Origin of the sequence: Pseudomonas sp. P9_2 (assembly GCF_034008255.1) — a bacterium.
Taxonomy (GTDB): domain Bacteria; phylum Pseudomonadota; class Gammaproteobacteria; order Pseudomonadales; family Pseudomonadaceae; genus Aquipseudomonas; species Aquipseudomonas synxantha_A.
Window position 1 is genome coordinate 1075434 of the sequence record NZ_CP125376.1, and the last position, 16597, is coordinate 1092030.

Sequence of the window (16597 nt, forward strand, 5' to 3'; positions counted from 1 at the left end):
GTCGTGATTCGTTCGATTAAAAAGTGACCTGCGATTTTTTACAGTGACGAAAAATCGAAGGATTGATACTGATCTGCGCCAATGCCGGCAAAACTCAACAAGGCCGGCAATTGCTCGGCGAACCCTTGGTAACCATGGTCGCCACCGGCCTGGATGCGCAAGGCACAGGCTCGGTAATACGCTTGGGCGAGGCGATAATCCAGGGTTTCGTCCCCGGTCTGCAACCACACCTGATACCGCCCTGCATCCTGCGGCGCCGGTACTTCCAGCTCGGCCAGCGCTGCGACGTGATCATGGGTCAACTCCCAGGTCTCATCGGTGTAGAGGTTCTTCTGGGTACCCAGGTAACCGTCGAACATCCGATGGGGGCTGACCGCCGGATTGACCAGCAGCGCCTTCAGGCCATGGCGTTCGGCAAGATGGGTTGCATAGTAGCCGCCGAGTGAGCTGCCGACCAGCAGCGGCCGCCCCAGTTGGTCAATGGCCTGCTCCAATTGCAGAATCGCCTGACGCGGGTGGTGATGCAGGGCCGGCACACGCAAACGGTCGGACAGGCCAAGCTTGCCCATTACGGTGATCAACTGGCTGGCCTTGTTGGAGGCTGGCGCACTGTTGAAGCCGTGGATATACAGGATCGAAGCGGACATGCCGGGCTCTCCGTGCTTGGGCCAAAGAGGCGCAGTTTACAGGGATCGGAGTGAGGTGTGAGCACCCGATCTTCCAGACACCGCAGAACCCATGTGGGAGGGGGCTTGCAGCTCTTAATAGCCGTTGCTGCCGTAGTCGACGGTAAACGCGAAGTCCCGAAGCCGCTCTACCCCCGTCTCCAACCGCCCGTCGGCATGCAAGCGCAGCCAGCGATACCCCGGCGCTTGCTCGCTGACCTGGAAGTCCTCACTGCCCGGTGCAAACTGGATGCAGGTGGACGGTGAGGCCAGCAGCCGCACGCCGTTGCGCTCGCGGTCAATTTCCTGATGCACGTGCCCCCAAAGCAGCGCCTTGACCTGCGGGAAGCGCTCCAGCACGGCAAACAGCGCTTCGGGATTACGCAGGCCGATAGGCTCCATCCACGCACAACCGATGGACACTGGATGATGGTGCAGGCACACCAGATGATGACGGTTCGGCGCTTCGCTCAAGGCCTGGGCGAGCAGCTGCAGTTGCTGGTCCTGCAAGTAGCCCGGCACTGAGCCGGGTACGGCGGAGTCCAATAGGGTAATGCGCCAGTTACCGATATCCACCACCGGCTCGAGCAAATCACTGTGCACGGCCGCCTGAGCCATGACCTGCGGCTCGTCGTGATTGCCCGGGATCCAGCGCGCCGGGGCGCCAATCGGCCGGGTCATGTCGCGAAACTGCTGGTATGACTCAAGCGTGCCGTCCTGGGACAGGTCACCGGTGGCCAGCACCAGATCGATCCGCGGCTGTTGCTCGCGCACCAGTTCGATCACCCGCTGCAAGCTGGCACGGGTATTCATGCCCAGCAGGGCAGTGTCTGCCTCGGCGAACAAATGGCTGTCGGACAGCTGCACCAACAACGCGCTGGCGTCGGGGTTCACGTTGGATACGCTCGGCAAGGCGCTCTCCCAAGGCAATCACTGGAATGGATAGGTGGCGCGATTATGCTAGGGCAGGACACAAAGAGGAAAGCTGGGTAAGCAGACGCAGTTCACATCTATCGCACCACTTCAAACTCATGACCCAAGGCCAGGCAATGGCTCAACCACTCCCCGAGGAACACATTGAGCTGTGCTTTCTCATCGGGTTGGTGCATGAACACATTCGGGTAAGGATAGATGCTGCGAAAGCGTCGCGCATGTTCGGCGCTGATCACTTCGGCCATACGCGCGTCGTGGTACACCTGCACTTCAAGTTGCGGCACCGGCAGCCAGGGCAGGCTGTGTTCCTGGCGTACGCGCAGGGTGGTGGTGTACGGGCAATTGACGATGACTTCCAGGGTCAGCACACCAAGCATCTGGTCGCCATGGGTCACGGCGATACGCCGCGCCTCGGGAGTGTGGCGCATGTCGGGAAGCAGGCGCATCAGCCGCGCATAATTGGCCTCGCAGGCGGCTTGCAGCCCGATCAGGTCAACTCGATAACGTTCCCGTGCCTTTACTGCCATAGCCCCCTCACTTCCGCGCGGTTAAGCGCAAGCCATTGCAGGGCGATGATGCTGGCTGCATTGGAAATTTTGCCGTCGCGCACCGCTTGCAGAGCGTCTTCGAATGCCCAGACGGTGACGCGGATATCTTCTGCCTCTTCTTCCAATCCATGGATGCCGCCAGCGCCCGCGCTGTCGCAACGGCCCAGGTACAAGTGGACAAATTCGGTACTGCCGCCGGGCGACGGGAAGTACTTGGTGATCGGCCACAGCGCGGAGAACGTCAACCCAGCTTCCTCCTCGGCCTCGCGGTGTGCAACCTCCTCCGGTTGCTCATCCTTGTCAATCAGGCCGGCGACCATCTCCACCAACCACGGGTTGTCGGCGCGGCCCATGGCGCCGACGCGAAACTGTTCGATCAGCACCACCTCGTCACGTTGCGGGTCGTAGGGCAGCACGCACACGGCGTCATGGCGAACGAAGACTTCGCGGCTGATCACGCGGCTCATGCCACCGTCGAATTTCTCGTGGCGCAGTTGCACGCGATCGAGCTTGTAGAAGCCCTGGTAGCTATTGTCGCGCTGAACGATCTCGATCTTGTTCGGCGTGGACTTCGCGGTGTCCGTCATGTGTTTCCTCTCTTTGACACGGAGTGTGCTTGTGCAATTGGCGCCATCCTAACGCGCCGTTGCCCGGTGATGCAGCCCCTTTCCGGTTGCCGGGACCGACGGCGGACGTCAAACTCTCCCCCCATCAGTCTAGTGGCGAACTGACTGCCTTGTTGGCAGTCCAAGCGCTACTCTTTTCGCTTTCCATCGATTTACGAAGGACACACATGTCGCTTTTAAAAATCGCCTCCATGGCCTGTATTGCCTTGACCCTGGGTGCTTGCCAGAGCCTGTTCCAACCCGGCCAGCTCAAGCCGCTGGACGTCACGACCGACAAGTCGGAACAGATCAAGCCTGGCTGTGATAGCCCGGACTGCCCACTGGTGAACATCGATACCGTGCACTTCCCCGCTGACCCGCAACTCGACAGCCTGGTGGAACAGCGCCTGCTGCAGATGACCCGCACTACGCCCGGCGCCAGTGTGCCTGCGACGCTCAATGCCTATCGAGACAAGTTCCTGCGCGAATCCGCGGACCGCCACAGCATGTATCTGCAAGCCAAGGTACGTGAGCAACATGACGCCCTGGTGATCGTTGAAGTGTCCAGCTACCTCGACACCGGCGTCGCTCATGGTGAGCCGGGCCGTGGTTTCATCAACTATTCGCGCCTGCTGCACAAGGAGTTGAGCCTGGCTGACATGTTGCTGCCGGGCCAGGAGCAGGCATTCTGGAACACTGCGAAAGTTGCGCATAACAGTTGGTTGATCAACACCAAGATGGACCGCGATCCGGAGTTCCTGAAGAACTGGCCGTTCCAGAAAACCCCGAACGTGGCCTTGACCAGTGGTGGCGTAGTACTCAAGTACAACGTTGCCACCATCGCCCCTTACGCACAGGGGCTGATCGAAATTACCATCCCCTATACGCGCCTCACGGGTGTGATCAAGCCTGAACTGATGCCTGCTCGCCACTAACGGCCCGGCCCAGAATCGCCTGCAACAGCCCTGCCAGCAGCAATGCCGGCAGGGTCGCACCGACCACGCCGAACAGCGGCGCAAACACTGAGCCGATCAGCAGCAGGAAGTTCTGGTACTGCGCCAAGGGTGCAAAACAGGCAATCAAGGTACAGACCAGGCCAATGGCCAACGCCAGGTGCTCGACCTTCATACGCAACAGCATCCCACTGGACACCGCCGCCGAGTGAATATCGGCAAAGGCGTTTTCCGACTCATCGAGCAGAATCAACAGCAGCGGAATGCCGAGCCCGGCGCCCGCCAGTGCCAGCAGCCAAATCCCCCATTTGCGCAGGATTTGCCGTACAAACGTCAGCGGGCCACTGACCGCCAGCAAGGTCGCCAGACCACCGAAGAACAGCGTCCACAGCACGGGACTCGCCAGCAGGCTGCCCTCGCTGAACGCTCGTGTGCCGAGCAGGCTGGCGGCATCAGACGCGTTTGTCAGTAGGCTCCGCGATGTCCGGGGAATAGGTGCTGGGTTGATTGCTCAAGGGTGTGATCTCTAAGGGGCACTTGTTGTTTGGGAGATCGCTATCGCGGGCAAGCCCGCTCCCACAGGGGACCGGCTGTGGACACAAAAACTGTGTACAACTCGATCAACTGTGGGAGCCGGGCTTGCCCGCGATGACGGCCGTGCAGGCACCGCCGACTCGGGATCAGACCTTCTGGTACAGCTGACTGCCTTCGCGCTTGAACCGCTCCGCCTGCTCGGCCAACCCCTTGGCCACGTCCACATCCACCGCTTCAATACGCTGGTTGGCCGCATACTCACGCACTTCGTGAGTCACCTTCATCGAACAGAATTTCGGCCCGCACATGGAGCAGAAATGCGCCACCTTGGCCGACTCCTTCGGCAGCGTTTCGTCGTGAAACGCCCGTGCGGTGTCCGGGTCCAGGCCGAGATTGAACTGGTCTTCCCAACGGAATTCGAAGCGCGCCTTGCTCAAGGCGTTATCGCGAATCTGCGCACCCGGATGGCCCTTGGCAAGGTCTGCGGCGTGTGCGGCGATCTTGTAGGTGATGATCCCGGTCTTCACATCATCCTTGTTCGGCAAACCCAGGTGTTCCTTGGGCGTGACGTAGCAGAGCATGGCGCATCCGAACCAGCCGATCATCGCCGCGCCAATACCTGAAGTGATGTGATCGTAGCCCGGCGCGATGTCGGTGGTCAGCGGGCCGAGGGTGTAGAACGGCGCCTCGTCGCAGCACTCCAGTTGCTTGTCCATGTTCTCCTTGATCAACTGCATCGGCACATGGCCGGGGCCTTCGATCATGGTTTGCACGTCGTGCTTCCAGGCGATCTTGGTCAACTCGCCCAGGGTTTCCAGCTCGCCGAATTGCGCAGCGTCGTTGGCATCGGCCACCGAACCCGGGCGCAGGCCGTCCCCCAGGGAGAAGCTGACGTCATAGGCCTTCATGATTTCGCAGATTTCTTCGAAATGCGTGTAGGCGAAGTTTTCCTTGTGGTGGGCCAGGCACCACTTGGCCATGATCGCGCCGCCACGGCTGACAATGCCGGTCACGCGGTTGGCAGTCAGCGGTACGTAACGCAGCAACACGCCGGCGTGGATGGTGAAATAGTCCACACCCTGCTCGGCTTGCTCGATCAGGGTGTCGCGGAACAACTCCCAGGTCAGGTCTTCGGCCACGCCGTCGACTTTTTCCAGGGCCTGGTAGATCGGCACGGTGCCAATTGGTACGGGCGAGTTACGGATGATCCATTCGCGGGTTTCGTGAATATGTTTGCCGGTGGACAAGTCCATGATGTTGTCCGAACCCCAGCGGATACCCCAGGTCATTTTCGCCACTTCTTCTTCAATGGACGAACCCAAGGCGCTGTTGCCGATATTGCCGTTGATCTTCACCAGGAAGTTACGGCCGATGATCATCGGTTCCAGCTCGGTATGGTTGATGTTGGCCGGGATAATTGCGCGGCCGCGGGCGATTTCTTCGCGCACGAATTCAGGCGTGATGATTTTCGGAATGCTGGCACCAAAGCTGTGCCCGGCATGTTGTTGCTTGAGCAGGCCGGCTGCACGGGCTTCTTCGAGCTTCATGTTTTCGCGGATGGCCACGTATTCCATCTCGGGCGTAATGATGCCTTTTCGTGCGTAGTGCATCTGGCTGACGTTGGCCCCGGCCTTTGCCCGACGCGGGTTTTGCAGGTGGGCAAAGCGCAGGTAGGCCAGGTCCGGGTTATCCAGGCGTTCCTGGCCGTATTTGGAACTCAGGCAGGACAACCGCTCGGTATCGCCACGCTCTTCGATCCACGGCGAGCGCACATCAGCCAGGCCTTTGCGCACATCGATGATGACGTTGGGGTCGGTATAGGGGCCGGAGGTGTCGTAGACCACCACAGGGGCGTTGATTTCGCCGCCAAACTCGGTGGGGGTCACATCCAGGCTGATTTCCCGCATCGGTACGCGGATGTCGGGGCGCGAGCCCTGCACGTAGATTTTCTGCGAGCGGGTAAACGGCTGCACGGAGCCGGAGTCGACCTTGGCCGATTCACTCAGGTGCACAGTATTTTTTGGTTTTGTACTTTTTATCTCAGTGCTCATCACGGGCTCTCCAACTGATCCAGGCGGTGGATTTTTGTCGGAGCGAACCTGTGACGGATGGACGCACTGGAACCAGTGCTGTGCTTGGCGCACGAGGGCTGTTCGATTGTCGAACAACATCCCGGACGAAGCACAAGAGGACTCGCCGGGTGACGAGAAATCTTGTTCCCTACGCAGGCGCTAACCTGATCAGGTTCAACGGGATCCGGTATTTACCGATCTCAGCCTTCCAACAAGGCACCCCGACAAGAACGCGGCCAGTCTAGACCATGGCGTGGGCAAATTGCCAATAGCGGTGCATTCAGCGTGATGAATGGCGTGATCGTGGGATTGTTGTGCGCAGGTCCGGCAACTACACTCGGGCACTGCTTCAAGGCTTGACGCCAGGAATGGCCAGCCTTAGCCTTGAGCGCTAAATTATTGCCGTAATATTTAAATTAGGGATCGCCTCATGCTGCGCAAACTTTCACTGGCTCTTGCCGTGTCTTGTGCGACCAACGGACTGGTCTGGGCAGCTGAAGCGCCCTTGTCCACCAACACCGATCTGGTCAGCGTCTATCAGGAAGCGGCGAGCAACAACGCCGACCTGGCCGCTGCCCGCGCTCAATATGGCGCGCAAAAAGAGGTGGTGCCCCAGGCGCGCGCAGGCCTGCTGCCGAACCTGTCGGCCGGGGCCGACAGTAACAATGTGCGCACCCAGATCGACCAGCCCGCCGCCACGGCCAACCGTGACGCCCACTCCTGGCGCGCTACCCTGAGCCAGCCGCTGTTCCGCGCCGATCGCTGGTTCCAGCTGCAAGCTGCCGAAGCCGTCAACGAGCAAGCCTCGCTGCAACTGTCGGCCAGTGAGCAGAACCTGATTTTGCAGAGTGCCGAGAGCTACTTCGCCGTGCTGCGCGCCCAGGACAACCTGGCGTCGACCAAGGCCGAAGAAAATGCCTTCAAGCGTCAGCTCGACCAGTCCAATGAGCGCTTCGATGTGGGCCTGTCGGACAAGACCGACGTGCTGCAATCCCAGGCCAGCTACGACACCGCCCGAGCCAACCGCATCGTGGCCCAGCGCCAGGTAGACGACGCTTTCGAAGCGCTGATTACCCTGACCAACCGCCAATACAACTCGATCCAGGGCATCGTCCATACCCTGCCGGTGCTGCCGCCGGCGCCGAACGACGCCAAGGCCTGGGTCGAAACCGCCGGGCGTCAGAACCTCAATCTGCTAGCCAGCAATTACGCCGTGACCGCCGCCGAAGAAACCCTCAGGCAGCGCAAGGCCGGCCACCTGCCGACACTCGATGCGGTCGCGCAATACGAAAAAGGCGACAACGACGCCCTGGGGTTCAGCAACCCGAATCAGTTGCCTATCCCGTACGGCGGCGATGTGTCGCAACGCACCATCGGCCTGCGTTTGAACATCCCGATCTACAGCGGCGGCCTCACCAGTTCGCAAGTGCGCGAATCCTATTCACGCCTCGACCAATCCGAGCAACAGCGCGAGGGCCTGCGCCGCCAGGTGGTGGAAAACACCCGCAACCTGCACCGTGCAGTGAACACCGACGTGGAGCAGGTGCAGGCACGCCGCCAGTCGATCATTTCCAACCAGAGCGCGGTAGAAGCCACGGAAATCGGTTATCAGGTGGGCACGCGCAACATCGTCGATGTGCTGGACTCACAGCGCCAGTTGTATGCGTCGGTGCGTAACTACAACAACAGCCGCTACGACTACATCCTCGACAACCTGCGCTTGAAACAGGCGGCGGGCACTCTGAACCCAGGGGACCTGCAAGACCTGGCGCGCTATCTCAAGGCCGACTACAACCCGGACAAGGACTTCCTGCCGCCGGACCTGGCCAAGGCCGCTGCCGAACAGCTCAAGGCCCGCCCGGGCTATTAAGCTCACCGCATAACCAATGTGGGAGGGGGCTTGCTCCCGATAGCGCTGTGTCAGTCGCCCAATAGGTTGGCTGACCCACTGCCATCGGGAGCAAGCCCCCTCCCACATTTGATGGGCGCTGGGTCAGTGAGCGATCAATCTTTCCAAACCGTCCAAAAGGCGTTTTAACGCACCCTGGTTGGCCTGCATCACTTTCAACCCCGCCTGCGCCATCCTGTGTGCATCCTGCGGCAGCTCGAAAAGCTGCCGCACCGCTTCGGCCAAACCGTCTGCATCATCCACCTCTCGCAACGCCCCGGCGTCGCGCATCATCGTGCTGATTTCGAGGAAGTTGAACAAGTGCGGCCCCATGATCACAGGCTTACCCAAAGCCGCCGGCTCCAGCGGGTTGTGCCCGCCGGTCGGCACCAGGCTGCCACCCACAAAGGCACTGTCGGCCAGGGCGTAGAGAAACAGCAGCTCACCCATGGTATCGCCGAGCAGCACCGAGGTTTGCTCGGTGACCGGTTCACCGCTGGAGCGACGCACCGTGGCAAACCCTTGTTCCACACTCAGCTCGAACATCGGGCCGAAGCGCTCCTGGTGACGCGGCACCAGAATCAGCAACGCGTTGGGATAGCTCGCCAGCAATTGGCGATGGGCAGCCAACACCACTTCGTCTTCACCTTCATGGGTACTGGCGGCGATCCACACTGGCCGGTCGCTGGCGCCCCACTGTTCACGCAGGTCAGCGGCGCGGGCCGTCAATTGGGGGTCGATGGTCAGGTCGAATTTGATCGAGCCAGTCACCTCCACCGTTTCAGGCCGTGCGCCCAGACTGCGAAAGCGCTCCGCCTCGGTTTGCGTCTGCACGGCGAACAGGCTCATTTGCGCCAGCATCGGCGCCGTCAGCCTGGCGAACCGGGCGTAGCCCTTGGCCGAACGCGCCGACAACCTTGCATTGGCCAGCGCGACCGGGATACCGCGTTGAGCGCAGGCATGGATATGGTTGGGCCATAGCTCGGTTTCCATGATCACCGCCAGCTTGGGCTGCACTCGGTCGAGAAAACGCTTGGCGGCGCAGGGCAAGTCGTAGGGCAAGTAGCAATGCTGGATGCGCGGCTCATTGGCGAACAACGCCTGGATACGCTCGGAACCGGTAGGCGTCATGCAGGTGACAGTGATCGGCAGTTGCGGATACCGCGCCAGCAAAGCGCGAATCATCGGCGCGGCGGCAATGCTTTCGCCCACCGAAACGGCGTGCACCCAGATACCGCCGGGGCGCATCACCGGCAAGCCATAGGAAAACCGTTCGCCCACACGTTTGGCATAGGCCGGTGCCTTGCGCGCGCGCAGCCATAAACGTAAGGCCACCAACGGCAGCGCCAGGTAAAACAGACAGCTGTAGAGAGTTCTATTCATGGCGGCGGAGTTTATCGGCTTTTTCAGTCGATCGCCTGCAAGCACTCGGCAAATCGTTTAGCCAGGAAGCGAGCGGCGGGCCCCAGGTGCTCATCGCGCCGCCATACCAGTTCCACGACCAGCGCCGGCGGTGTCCATTCGCTGGCTAACTCGACCATCTGTTGTTGGTAGGTCGGGTATTGCACGATGTGCCGAGGCAGCCAGGCCCAGCCCAGGCCGCTCATCAGCCATTCGGCCAATACGTAGAAGCTGTCGGCGCGCCACACCAGAGGGCTGGCCGCTTCGCTGCCAGGGTAGACGCTGGTCTGGGTCGACATCAGCAACTGCCGATGCTGGGCCAAATGCTGGCAAGTCACGTAAGTTTCCTTGGCCAACGCATGATTCACCCCGCATACCGTGACCATTTCCACACTGCCCACTACCCGCCGCTCAAGGGCCTCCGGGATTTGGTCGTGATAGAACAACAACCCAAGGTCCGCCTGGCGCTCCACCAGCTTGCGCGCCACATCGCCCTGGGCGGCGCTGGACAACTGCACTTCCAGCAGCGGGTACTGCACCGCCAGCGCCTCCAGGCTGTCGAGCACCGGCTGAAACAACATCGCCTCATCCTGGGCCAGCCGCAGGCAGGCTTCCTCGCCACGGGTGAGGGACAGCGCCCGGCCGTTAAGCCGCTCGCATTGGCGCAGCACTTCGCGTGCTTCTTCCAGCAACACGCTGCCGGCTTCGGTCAGGCGTGGCTGGCGGCCGCTACTACGTTCAAACAGGCTGACGCCCAGGTCCGCCTCCAGCAGGGCGATGCCATTGCTGACCGCCGATTGCGCCTTGCGTTGCCCGCGCGCTACGGCAGAGAACGAACGCTGCTCGGCAACGCTGACAAACAGACGCATCTGTTCCAGATCCCACTGCACGCTCATGGTTGAACCTATCTTGAATTCGGATAGGTAATGACTTTACCGCATCTGTTGAACCTCTAGAATGCCGACCTTATCAAACCAGCTTCACCTTGAGGATTGCCCCATGAACGCCGCCTACTGCTACCTGGCCATTGCCATTTGCTCGGAAGTGATCGCCACCGTCTCCATGAAAGCGGTCAAAGGCTTGAGCACACCGATCCCGCTGCTGCTGATGATCGCGGGTTATGGCGTAGCGTTCTGGATGCTCACCCTGGTGGTGCGCACCGTGCCCGTGGGCGTGGCTTACGCGGTCTGGGCAGGGCTGGGGATTGTGATGGTCAGTGTCGCGGCGCTGTTCATCTACGGGCAGAAGCTGGATGTGCCGGCGATGCTGGGCATGGGCCTGATCGTGCTGGGCGTGGTGGTGATTCAGCTGTTCTCGAAAACCGCCGGGCACTGACCGTCACTCAACAGCCTGTATACTGCGCCTCTTGTCTTGAACACTGAGGTCGCCGATGCCATCCGTTATTTCCACCGACGTTCTGATTGTCGGCGCCGGGGTTGCCGGCCTCTGGCTCAATGCGCGCCTGCGCCGCCAGGGGTTTTCCACGGTACTGGTGGAAAGCGCCAGCCTGGGCGGCGGGCAAAGCGTGAAGTCCCAGGGGATCATTCACGGCGGGGCGAAATACGCCCTGCACGGCGCCCTCACCGGCGCCTCCGAAGCCATTGCCGACATGCCGCGGCGCTGGCGTGAAGCCCTTGCGGGTGACGGTGAGCTGGATCTGTCCGGCGTGCGCGTGTTGTCCCAAGCGCATTATTTGTGGTCCCCGGGCACCCTCGCCGGCAACCTCACCAGCTTTTTTGCCAGCAAGGCCGTGCGCGGCCGCGTTGATCAGGTCAAGGGCGAAGAACTGCCTGCTGCCCTGCAAGACCGCCGCTTCAAGGGCAAGGTCTATCGTCTGGCGGAGTTGGTGGTGGACGTACCGAGCCTGATCGAACGCCTGGCGCAACTGGCGGGTGACGGCTTGCTCGCAGGCCAGCACATCGAGCCGTTGCTGGACGGTAATACGCTGGTGGGCTTGAAGGTCGATGGCCGCGAGATCCGTGCCCAGCGCATCGTGCTGAGCGCTGGCGCCGGCACCGCTGATCTGCTCGCAGCCCTGGGCCTGAGCCAGCCGGCCATGCAAAAACGCCCGTTGCATATGATCATCGCCAAAGGCCCGGGCCTGAAGCCGCTGTATGCCCATTGCCTGGGCGGCGGCACCAAGCCACGCATCACCGTAACCACTCACCCGGCTGCCGATGGCAACTGGGTGTGGTACCTGGGCGGGGATATCGCCGAGGCCGATGGCGTGGCGCGTACGCCTGACGAACAAATTGCCACCGCCCAGAAAGAGCTGGCGCACCTGCTGCCCTGGATCGACATGAGCCAGACCCGGTGGGCAACCCTGCGGGTGGAGCGCGCCGAGCCGCTGCAATCGGGGCTGAGCCGGCCCGACAACGCCTTTCTGGCCGAAGACGGCCGCCTGCTGGTCGGTTGGCCGACCAAACTGGCCCTGGCACCGGACTTCGCCGACCGCGTCCTCCACACTCTGGAGCGCGACGGCATTCGCCCCGGCGCCAGCACCCCACTGCCCGAACTGCCAAAACCGGCTATCGGCCAACCCGCCTGGGAGCAACTGTTGCCATGAGCCTGCCAACCCTGCACGACCTGCATCGCCCGTTGGGCAGCACCGGCCTGCTGGTGTCGCCATTGGGCCTGGGCACCGTCAAACTGGGCCGCGACCAGGGGGTCAAATACCCCAGCGGCTTTCAGATTCCCGGCGACGACGAGGCGCGAATGCTGCTGCGCCAGGCTCGCGAGCTGGGCATCAACCTGATCGACACCGCCCCCGCCTACGGCATGAGTGAGGAACGCCTGGGCCCGTTGCTGCGTGGCCAGCGCAACGACTGGGTGATTGTCAGCAAGGTCGGCGAAGAGTTTGCCGATGGCGTGTCCCGTCACGACTTCAGCGCGGCCCATACGCGAATGTCGATCGAACGCAGCCTGAAACGCCTTGAAACGGATTTTATCGATTTGGTGCTGGTGCACTCCGACGGTAACGACTTGCACATCCTCAACGACTGCGAGGTTTACCAGACCCTGGCCCAACTGAAGAAGGACGGCAAGATCGGCGGTTTCGGTTTCTCCGGAAAAACCGTCGAAGGCGGCATAAAGGCCCTGGAACAGGGCGATTGCGCGATGGTCACCTACAACCTCAATGAACAGGCCGAGAAAACCGTGATCGATTACGCGAGCACCCATGGCAAGGGCATCCTGGTAAAAAAAGCCCTGGCCAGCGGTCACGTGTGCCTGGAGCCAGGAATGGATCCAATTCATGCCAGTTTCCAGCTGTTGTTTGCGCAAACGGGCGTCGCCAGTGCTATTGTCGGGACCATTAATCCGCTGCACCTGGCCCATAACGTGGCAACCGCTGCCCGAGTCATCCGTCAACTCTGATGCCGCCCACGCGGCCGACCCCGTCGCACAAAGGAGCCGACATGCCGCGTACGCTCATAAGAAAGAACCCCAGTAACTTCAAGACACTGCCGCTGCACGTAGAGGCTACCCCCGAAGGCCTGAGCTACCAGAGCGTCGGCATGCCGCTCAACTTCGCCCAGACCCTGCAACGGCGCAAGCCGGTAGAGGTGCCGGATGCCGAACGCTTCGCCCTGGAACTGGCGAACCTCGGCGTCTCGGTGCGCCTGACACTGCACTGGCAAAACAAGGATTACTGGGTGCTGGTGCGCCAGCGTCGTCAGGACCGCGGCGATGTGGTGCTCAAGCTGATCTCCGGCTACGTCCCGGCCCATGAACTGAACCTGCCGCTGCACACCGCGATCCAGGAAATTGCCGAAGAGTGCCTGCTGGAGACGCCTGAAGGCTGGCTCGGCGGGCGCTTCAATGACACCTGGCTACCGGCGCCCTACTCCGCCGCCCTGCATTACCGCGAAGCTCTGCCGTTTCGCCTGAGCCCCTTGTCCGGCGCCGCACGCCCGGTACGCTGCGCCACCACGCAACTGATCGAGCGCCCACGAGCCTATGTGCACCTGCCAACGGCATCGCTGCAATTGATTTATGACCTGCGCCTGGAAGTGCCAAAGGAAGCCAAGTCCCTGAGCTTGTTCCATGTGGATGAACGCCTGGAAGGTGACCAACTGGTGGCGCGCCTGGACCGTCAGCGTCCGGATCTGTACCTGATGCCATTGAAAGACGGCGAGCCGTTGGCCGAACTGTATACCGTCAAGAAAGATCAGCTGTACCCGGCCAGCACACGCGGTTTGTACCTGGCGGAAAGCTTTGCCCAGCAAGAGGGCTGGCTGGTGCGCGATGAGCGGATTCGCTGGAAGGATTGGCTGCGCCAGCAAGGCCTGGCAGAGCCGGAAAAGGACTCGAAACTCAAGCGCCTGACCGGCAAGGCGCGGCAGATGCTGCGCAAGATCGTACCGAAGAAAAACATCAGGAGCTGATGCGCTAACCTTTCATTGAGGCGCGAGGAGGACGGTTCTGTCCACCTCGGCTCATGCAGGTAAAACCGTCAGCTGTTCAACAGGCGCTCCAGCCCCACTTTCAACGGGGTAGGCTCGGGCGGCGTGAAACTGGCCAACAACCGTTGGTTATTCGCCCTTGAATGCCGAATATCGCCCGAGCGCGCCGCTTCATATGTCACAGCAGGCAACGAGCCCAAGGCCTCTTCCAGCGCCTGCAGAACCTGCCTGAGGGTGGTGGTGCGGCTCCAGCCGACGTTAATGGCCCCCAAGGGAGCGTCTGGCACTTCAACGGCCTGCACCAGCACATTGACTAAATCTTCCACATACATGAAATCGCGGGTCTGCTCACCATCGCCGTACACGGTGATAGGCAAGCCACGCTGGGCACGCTCGCTAAAGATGCTGATCACGCCGGAGTACGGCGATGACGGATCCTGGCGGGGTCCGAAAATATTGAAGAAACGAAAAATCACCGGCTCCAGCCCATGCTGGCGGCGGTAAAAATCAAAATAGTACTCGCCAGCCAACTTGTCCGAAGCATAGGGCGTCAATGGGGCTTTAGCTGTCTGCTCGTCAATCGAAGCACCTTCACCATTGTTGCCATACACAGCTGCGCTGGAGGCAAATACCACACGCTTCACACCGGCCTTGCGCATTCCTTCGCAGACATTCAAGGTGCCGACGAAATTGCTCTGATGGGTGCTGACGGGATCATCCACCGATGCTTGTACCGAAGCTACAGCCGCCAAGTGCACCACCGCCGTCACACCAACAAGGGCCCGCGCCACCTCTTCGGCATTGGCGACGTCACCTTCAAGCAGTTCGACTCGCTCGTTATCGAGCGGCAAATTGCTTCGCTTGCCAGTGGACAGGTTATCCAGCACGCGGACCCAATAGCCTCCAGCAAGCAGCGCATCAACCAAATGTGAGCCGATGAAGCCAGCGCCGCCAGTGATCAGAACCCACTTTTTAGTATCAATCATTATTACGGATCTTCTCGACGATAGCGGTGGTTGAGCTGTTTTCAACTAGGCCCAGCACTTTGACCTTACCGCCGTAGGCGCTGACGATATCCGCCCCCACGACCTGGTCGACGGTATAGTCACCACCCTTTACCAGCACGTCAGGCTTGACCTGGGCCAGCAGATTTTGCGGAGTATCCTCGGAGAAGCTGATCACCCAGTCCACCGCGCCCAGGCCCGCCAGCACCGCCATGCGCCGGTCAACACTATTGATCGGACGGCCCGGCCCCTTCAGGCGGCTAACCGAAGCATCATCGTTGACCGCGACGATCAAGCGATCGCCTTGGGCACTCGCCTGCTCCAGGTAGGTCACATGCCCGGCGTGCAGGATGTCAAAGCAACCGTTGGTGAACACAATGCTTTCGTTATGGGCACGTGCATCGTCAATCGCCAGCAGCAACTGCTCCAGGCCCAGCACGCCGCGCTCCGAGCCTTCGGAGCGCTGGATCGCACGGCGCAACTCCGGTGCGCTGATGGCCGCGGTACCCAGCTTGCCCACCACAATGCCCGCCGCCAGGTTGGCCAGGGCCACGGCGTGGGGCAGTTCCTCACCGGCCGCGATAGACGCCGCCAGGGTGGAAATCACGGTGTCACCGGCACCGGTAACGTCGAACACTTCACGGGCCCGCGCCGGCAGGTGCATGGCCGGATGGTCAGGTCGCAGCAGCGTCATACCGTGCTCGCCACGGGTCACCAGCAAGGCGCCCAGATCAAGCTCGGCCATCAGCGCCGCGCCCTTGCTCACCAGTTCGTGCTCATCGGCACAACCGCCGACGATGGTTTCGAACTCACTGAGGTTAGGCGTGAGCAGGCTGGCGCCTCGATACACCGAGAAGTCCTTGCCCTTGGGATCGGCGAGTACCGGAATGTTGCGAGCCTTGGCGGCCTGGATCAGCACCTGGTGATTCTGCAAGGCGCCTTTGCCGTAGTCGGACAATACCAGCACCTTGATACCTTCGAGCAGCGCCTCGACCTGGTCGCCGAGGGCCAGGGCGTCGGTGGCGAAGGGTTCTTCAAAATCGATACGCAGCAATTGCTGGTGACGGCTCATGACCCGCAGCTTGACGATCGTCGGCTGATGGGCGATGCGCTGGAACAGTGCACGCACGCCGGCCCCCTGCAGGCTGTTGGCCAGGCTTTCGGCAGCTTCGTCGTCTCCGGTCACACCCACCAGGGAAGCCGGGGCACCGAGGGCGGCAATATTGAGAGCGACGTTGGCAGCGCCACCCGGGCGGTCTTCGATTTGCTCGACCTTGACGACCGGTACCGGAGCCTCAGGGGAAATCCGTGAGGTACCACCATGCCAGTAACGGTCGAGCATGACATCGCCGACCACCAAGACAGCGGCTTGATTGAATCGCGGCATGGACAACTTCATGGAGCAACCCACATACAAAATGAACAGGGGCGCGATATTAGCACAGGGTTTGCGGTCGCTTGCGCGCACTGCAGGCCAAATGTGGAAGGGGGCTTGCCCCCGATGGCGGTGTATCAGCTTGCACAAATGCCGGTTGATACACCGCTATCGGGGGCAAGCCCCCTCCCACATTAGCTCTGTGTCGCTGTCGAA

15 protein-coding genes, 1 pseudogene and 1 riboswitch are annotated in these 16597 nt (G+C 61.3%); of the genes and pseudogenes, 6 read left to right on the forward strand and 10 right to left on the reverse strand.

The window, feature by feature from the left end:
• Positions 1-38: 38 nt before the first annotated feature.
• The 4 genes from QMK52_RS04685 to QMK52_RS04700 form a co-directional block, all read right to left on the reverse strand.
• Positions 39-647 (reverse strand): YqiA/YcfP family alpha/beta fold hydrolase, encoded by a 609-nt coding sequence (locus QMK52_RS04685; protein ID WP_078820136.1) that lies wholly within the window; start codon positions 645-647, stop codon positions 39-41.
• 114 nt (positions 648-761) lie between these two features.
• Positions 762-1577, reverse strand: coding sequence for a 3',5'-cyclic-AMP phosphodiesterase (cpdA, locus tag QMK52_RS04690; RefSeq protein ID WP_194439948.1), 816 nt, complete (start codon positions 1575-1577; stop codon positions 762-764).
• A 98-nt stretch (positions 1578-1675) separates the two neighbouring features.
• Entirely contained in the window at positions 1676-2125 is a 450-nt protein-coding gene (locus QMK52_RS04695) for a DUF1249 domain-containing protein (protein WP_003209507.1), read from the reverse strand.
• Complete coding sequence (locus QMK52_RS04700) at positions 2116-2733, reverse strand: NUDIX domain-containing protein (protein WP_005784181.1); 618 nt, start codon at positions 2731-2733, stop codon at positions 2116-2118. Before QMK52_RS04700 ends, QMK52_RS04695 begins: the two co-directional genes overlap by 10 nt.
• A 206-nt stretch (positions 2734-2939) precedes the next feature.
• Here QMK52_RS04700 and QMK52_RS04705 point away from each other — a divergent pair, with 206 nt between their 5' ends.
• Positions 2940-3686, forward strand: a complete 747-nt coding sequence (locus QMK52_RS04705) for an RsiV family protein (protein WP_005784179.1) — start codon at positions 2940-2942, stop codon at positions 3684-3686.
• Here QMK52_RS04705 and QMK52_RS04710 read toward each other — a convergent pair.
• A pseudogene (locus QMK52_RS04710) lies at positions 3655-4158 on the reverse strand (hypothetical protein); the annotation flags it as partial. The gene QMK52_RS04705 and the pseudogene QMK52_RS04710 overlap by 32 nt on opposite strands.
• Before the next feature lie 226 nt (positions 4159-4384).
• Positions 4385-6289 (reverse strand): phosphomethylpyrimidine synthase ThiC, encoded by a 1905-nt coding sequence (gene thiC / locus QMK52_RS04715; RefSeq protein WP_005784175.1) that lies wholly within the window; start codon positions 6287-6289, stop codon positions 4385-4387.
• 149 nt (positions 6290-6438) lie between these two features.
• Positions 6439-6544, reverse strand: a riboswitch (TPP riboswitch).
• A 196-nt stretch (positions 6545-6740) separates the two neighbouring features.
• On the opposite strand from thiC, the gene QMK52_RS04720 reads away from it, so the two are divergent.
• Positions 6741-8180 (forward strand): TolC family outer membrane protein, encoded by a 1440-nt coding sequence (locus tag QMK52_RS04720; protein WP_005784173.1) that lies wholly within the window; start codon positions 6741-6743, stop codon positions 8178-8180.
• Positions 8181-8303: 123 nt separating this feature from the next.
• On the opposite strand, the gene waaA is transcribed toward QMK52_RS04720, so the two are convergent.
• Positions 8304-9581, reverse strand: coding sequence for a lipid IV(A) 3-deoxy-D-manno-octulosonic acid transferase (waaA, locus tag QMK52_RS04725; RefSeq protein WP_320403856.1), 1278 nt, complete (start codon positions 9579-9581; stop codon positions 8304-8306).
• A 23-nt stretch (positions 9582-9604) separates the two neighbouring features.
• Entirely contained in the window at positions 9605-10495 is an 891-nt protein-coding gene (locus QMK52_RS04730; RefSeq protein WP_032878246.1) for a LysR family transcriptional regulator, read from the reverse strand.
• 103 nt (positions 10496-10598) lie between these two features.
• Between QMK52_RS04730 and QMK52_RS04735 the strand changes: the two genes are divergently transcribed.
• Genes QMK52_RS04735 through QMK52_RS04750 form a run of 4 tightly spaced genes read left to right on the forward strand, consistent with a single transcriptional unit; the run spans position 10599 to position 13984 of the window.
• Positions 10599-10934, forward strand: a complete 336-nt coding sequence (locus tag QMK52_RS04735; protein WP_005784167.1) for a DMT family transporter — start codon at positions 10599-10601, stop codon at positions 10932-10934.
• A gap of 55 nt (positions 10935-10989) precedes the next feature.
• A complete protein-coding gene (locus QMK52_RS04740) occupies positions 10990-12165 on the forward strand; it encodes an NAD(P)/FAD-dependent oxidoreductase (RefSeq protein ID WP_320403857.1) in 1176 nt (391 codons plus the stop codon).
• Positions 12162-12974, forward strand: coding sequence for an aldo/keto reductase (locus QMK52_RS04745; protein ID WP_194439947.1), 813 nt, complete (start codon positions 12162-12164; stop codon positions 12972-12974). Before QMK52_RS04740 ends, QMK52_RS04745 begins: the two co-directional genes overlap by 4 nt.
• A gap of 41 nt (positions 12975-13015) precedes the next feature.
• Positions 13016-13984 carry a hypothetical protein gene (locus QMK52_RS04750; RefSeq protein WP_005784162.1) on the forward strand — a complete coding sequence of 323 codons (969 nt, stop codon included), beginning with the start codon at positions 13016-13018 and terminating at the stop codon, positions 13982-13984.
• Between the two features lie 68 nt (positions 13985-14052).
• Here QMK52_RS04750 and QMK52_RS04755 read toward each other — a convergent pair whose 3' ends face one another.
• Both QMK52_RS04755 and hldE read right to left on the reverse strand, forming a co-directional pair.
• The gene (locus QMK52_RS04755; protein ID WP_005784161.1) at positions 14053-14988 is read right to left on the reverse strand and encodes an NAD-dependent epimerase/dehydratase family protein; all 936 of its coding nucleotides are present in this window, start codon (positions 14986-14988) and stop codon (positions 14053-14055) included.
• Positions 14981-16405, reverse strand: a complete 1425-nt coding sequence (gene hldE, locus QMK52_RS04760; RefSeq protein WP_005784159.1) for a bifunctional D-glycero-beta-D-manno-heptose-7-phosphate kinase/D-glycero-beta-D-manno-heptose 1-phosphate adenylyltransferase HldE — start codon at positions 16403-16405, stop codon at positions 14981-14983. The genes QMK52_RS04755 and hldE overlap by 8 nt, the downstream gene beginning before the upstream one ends.
• Between the last annotated feature and the right edge of the window lie 192 nt (positions 16406-16597).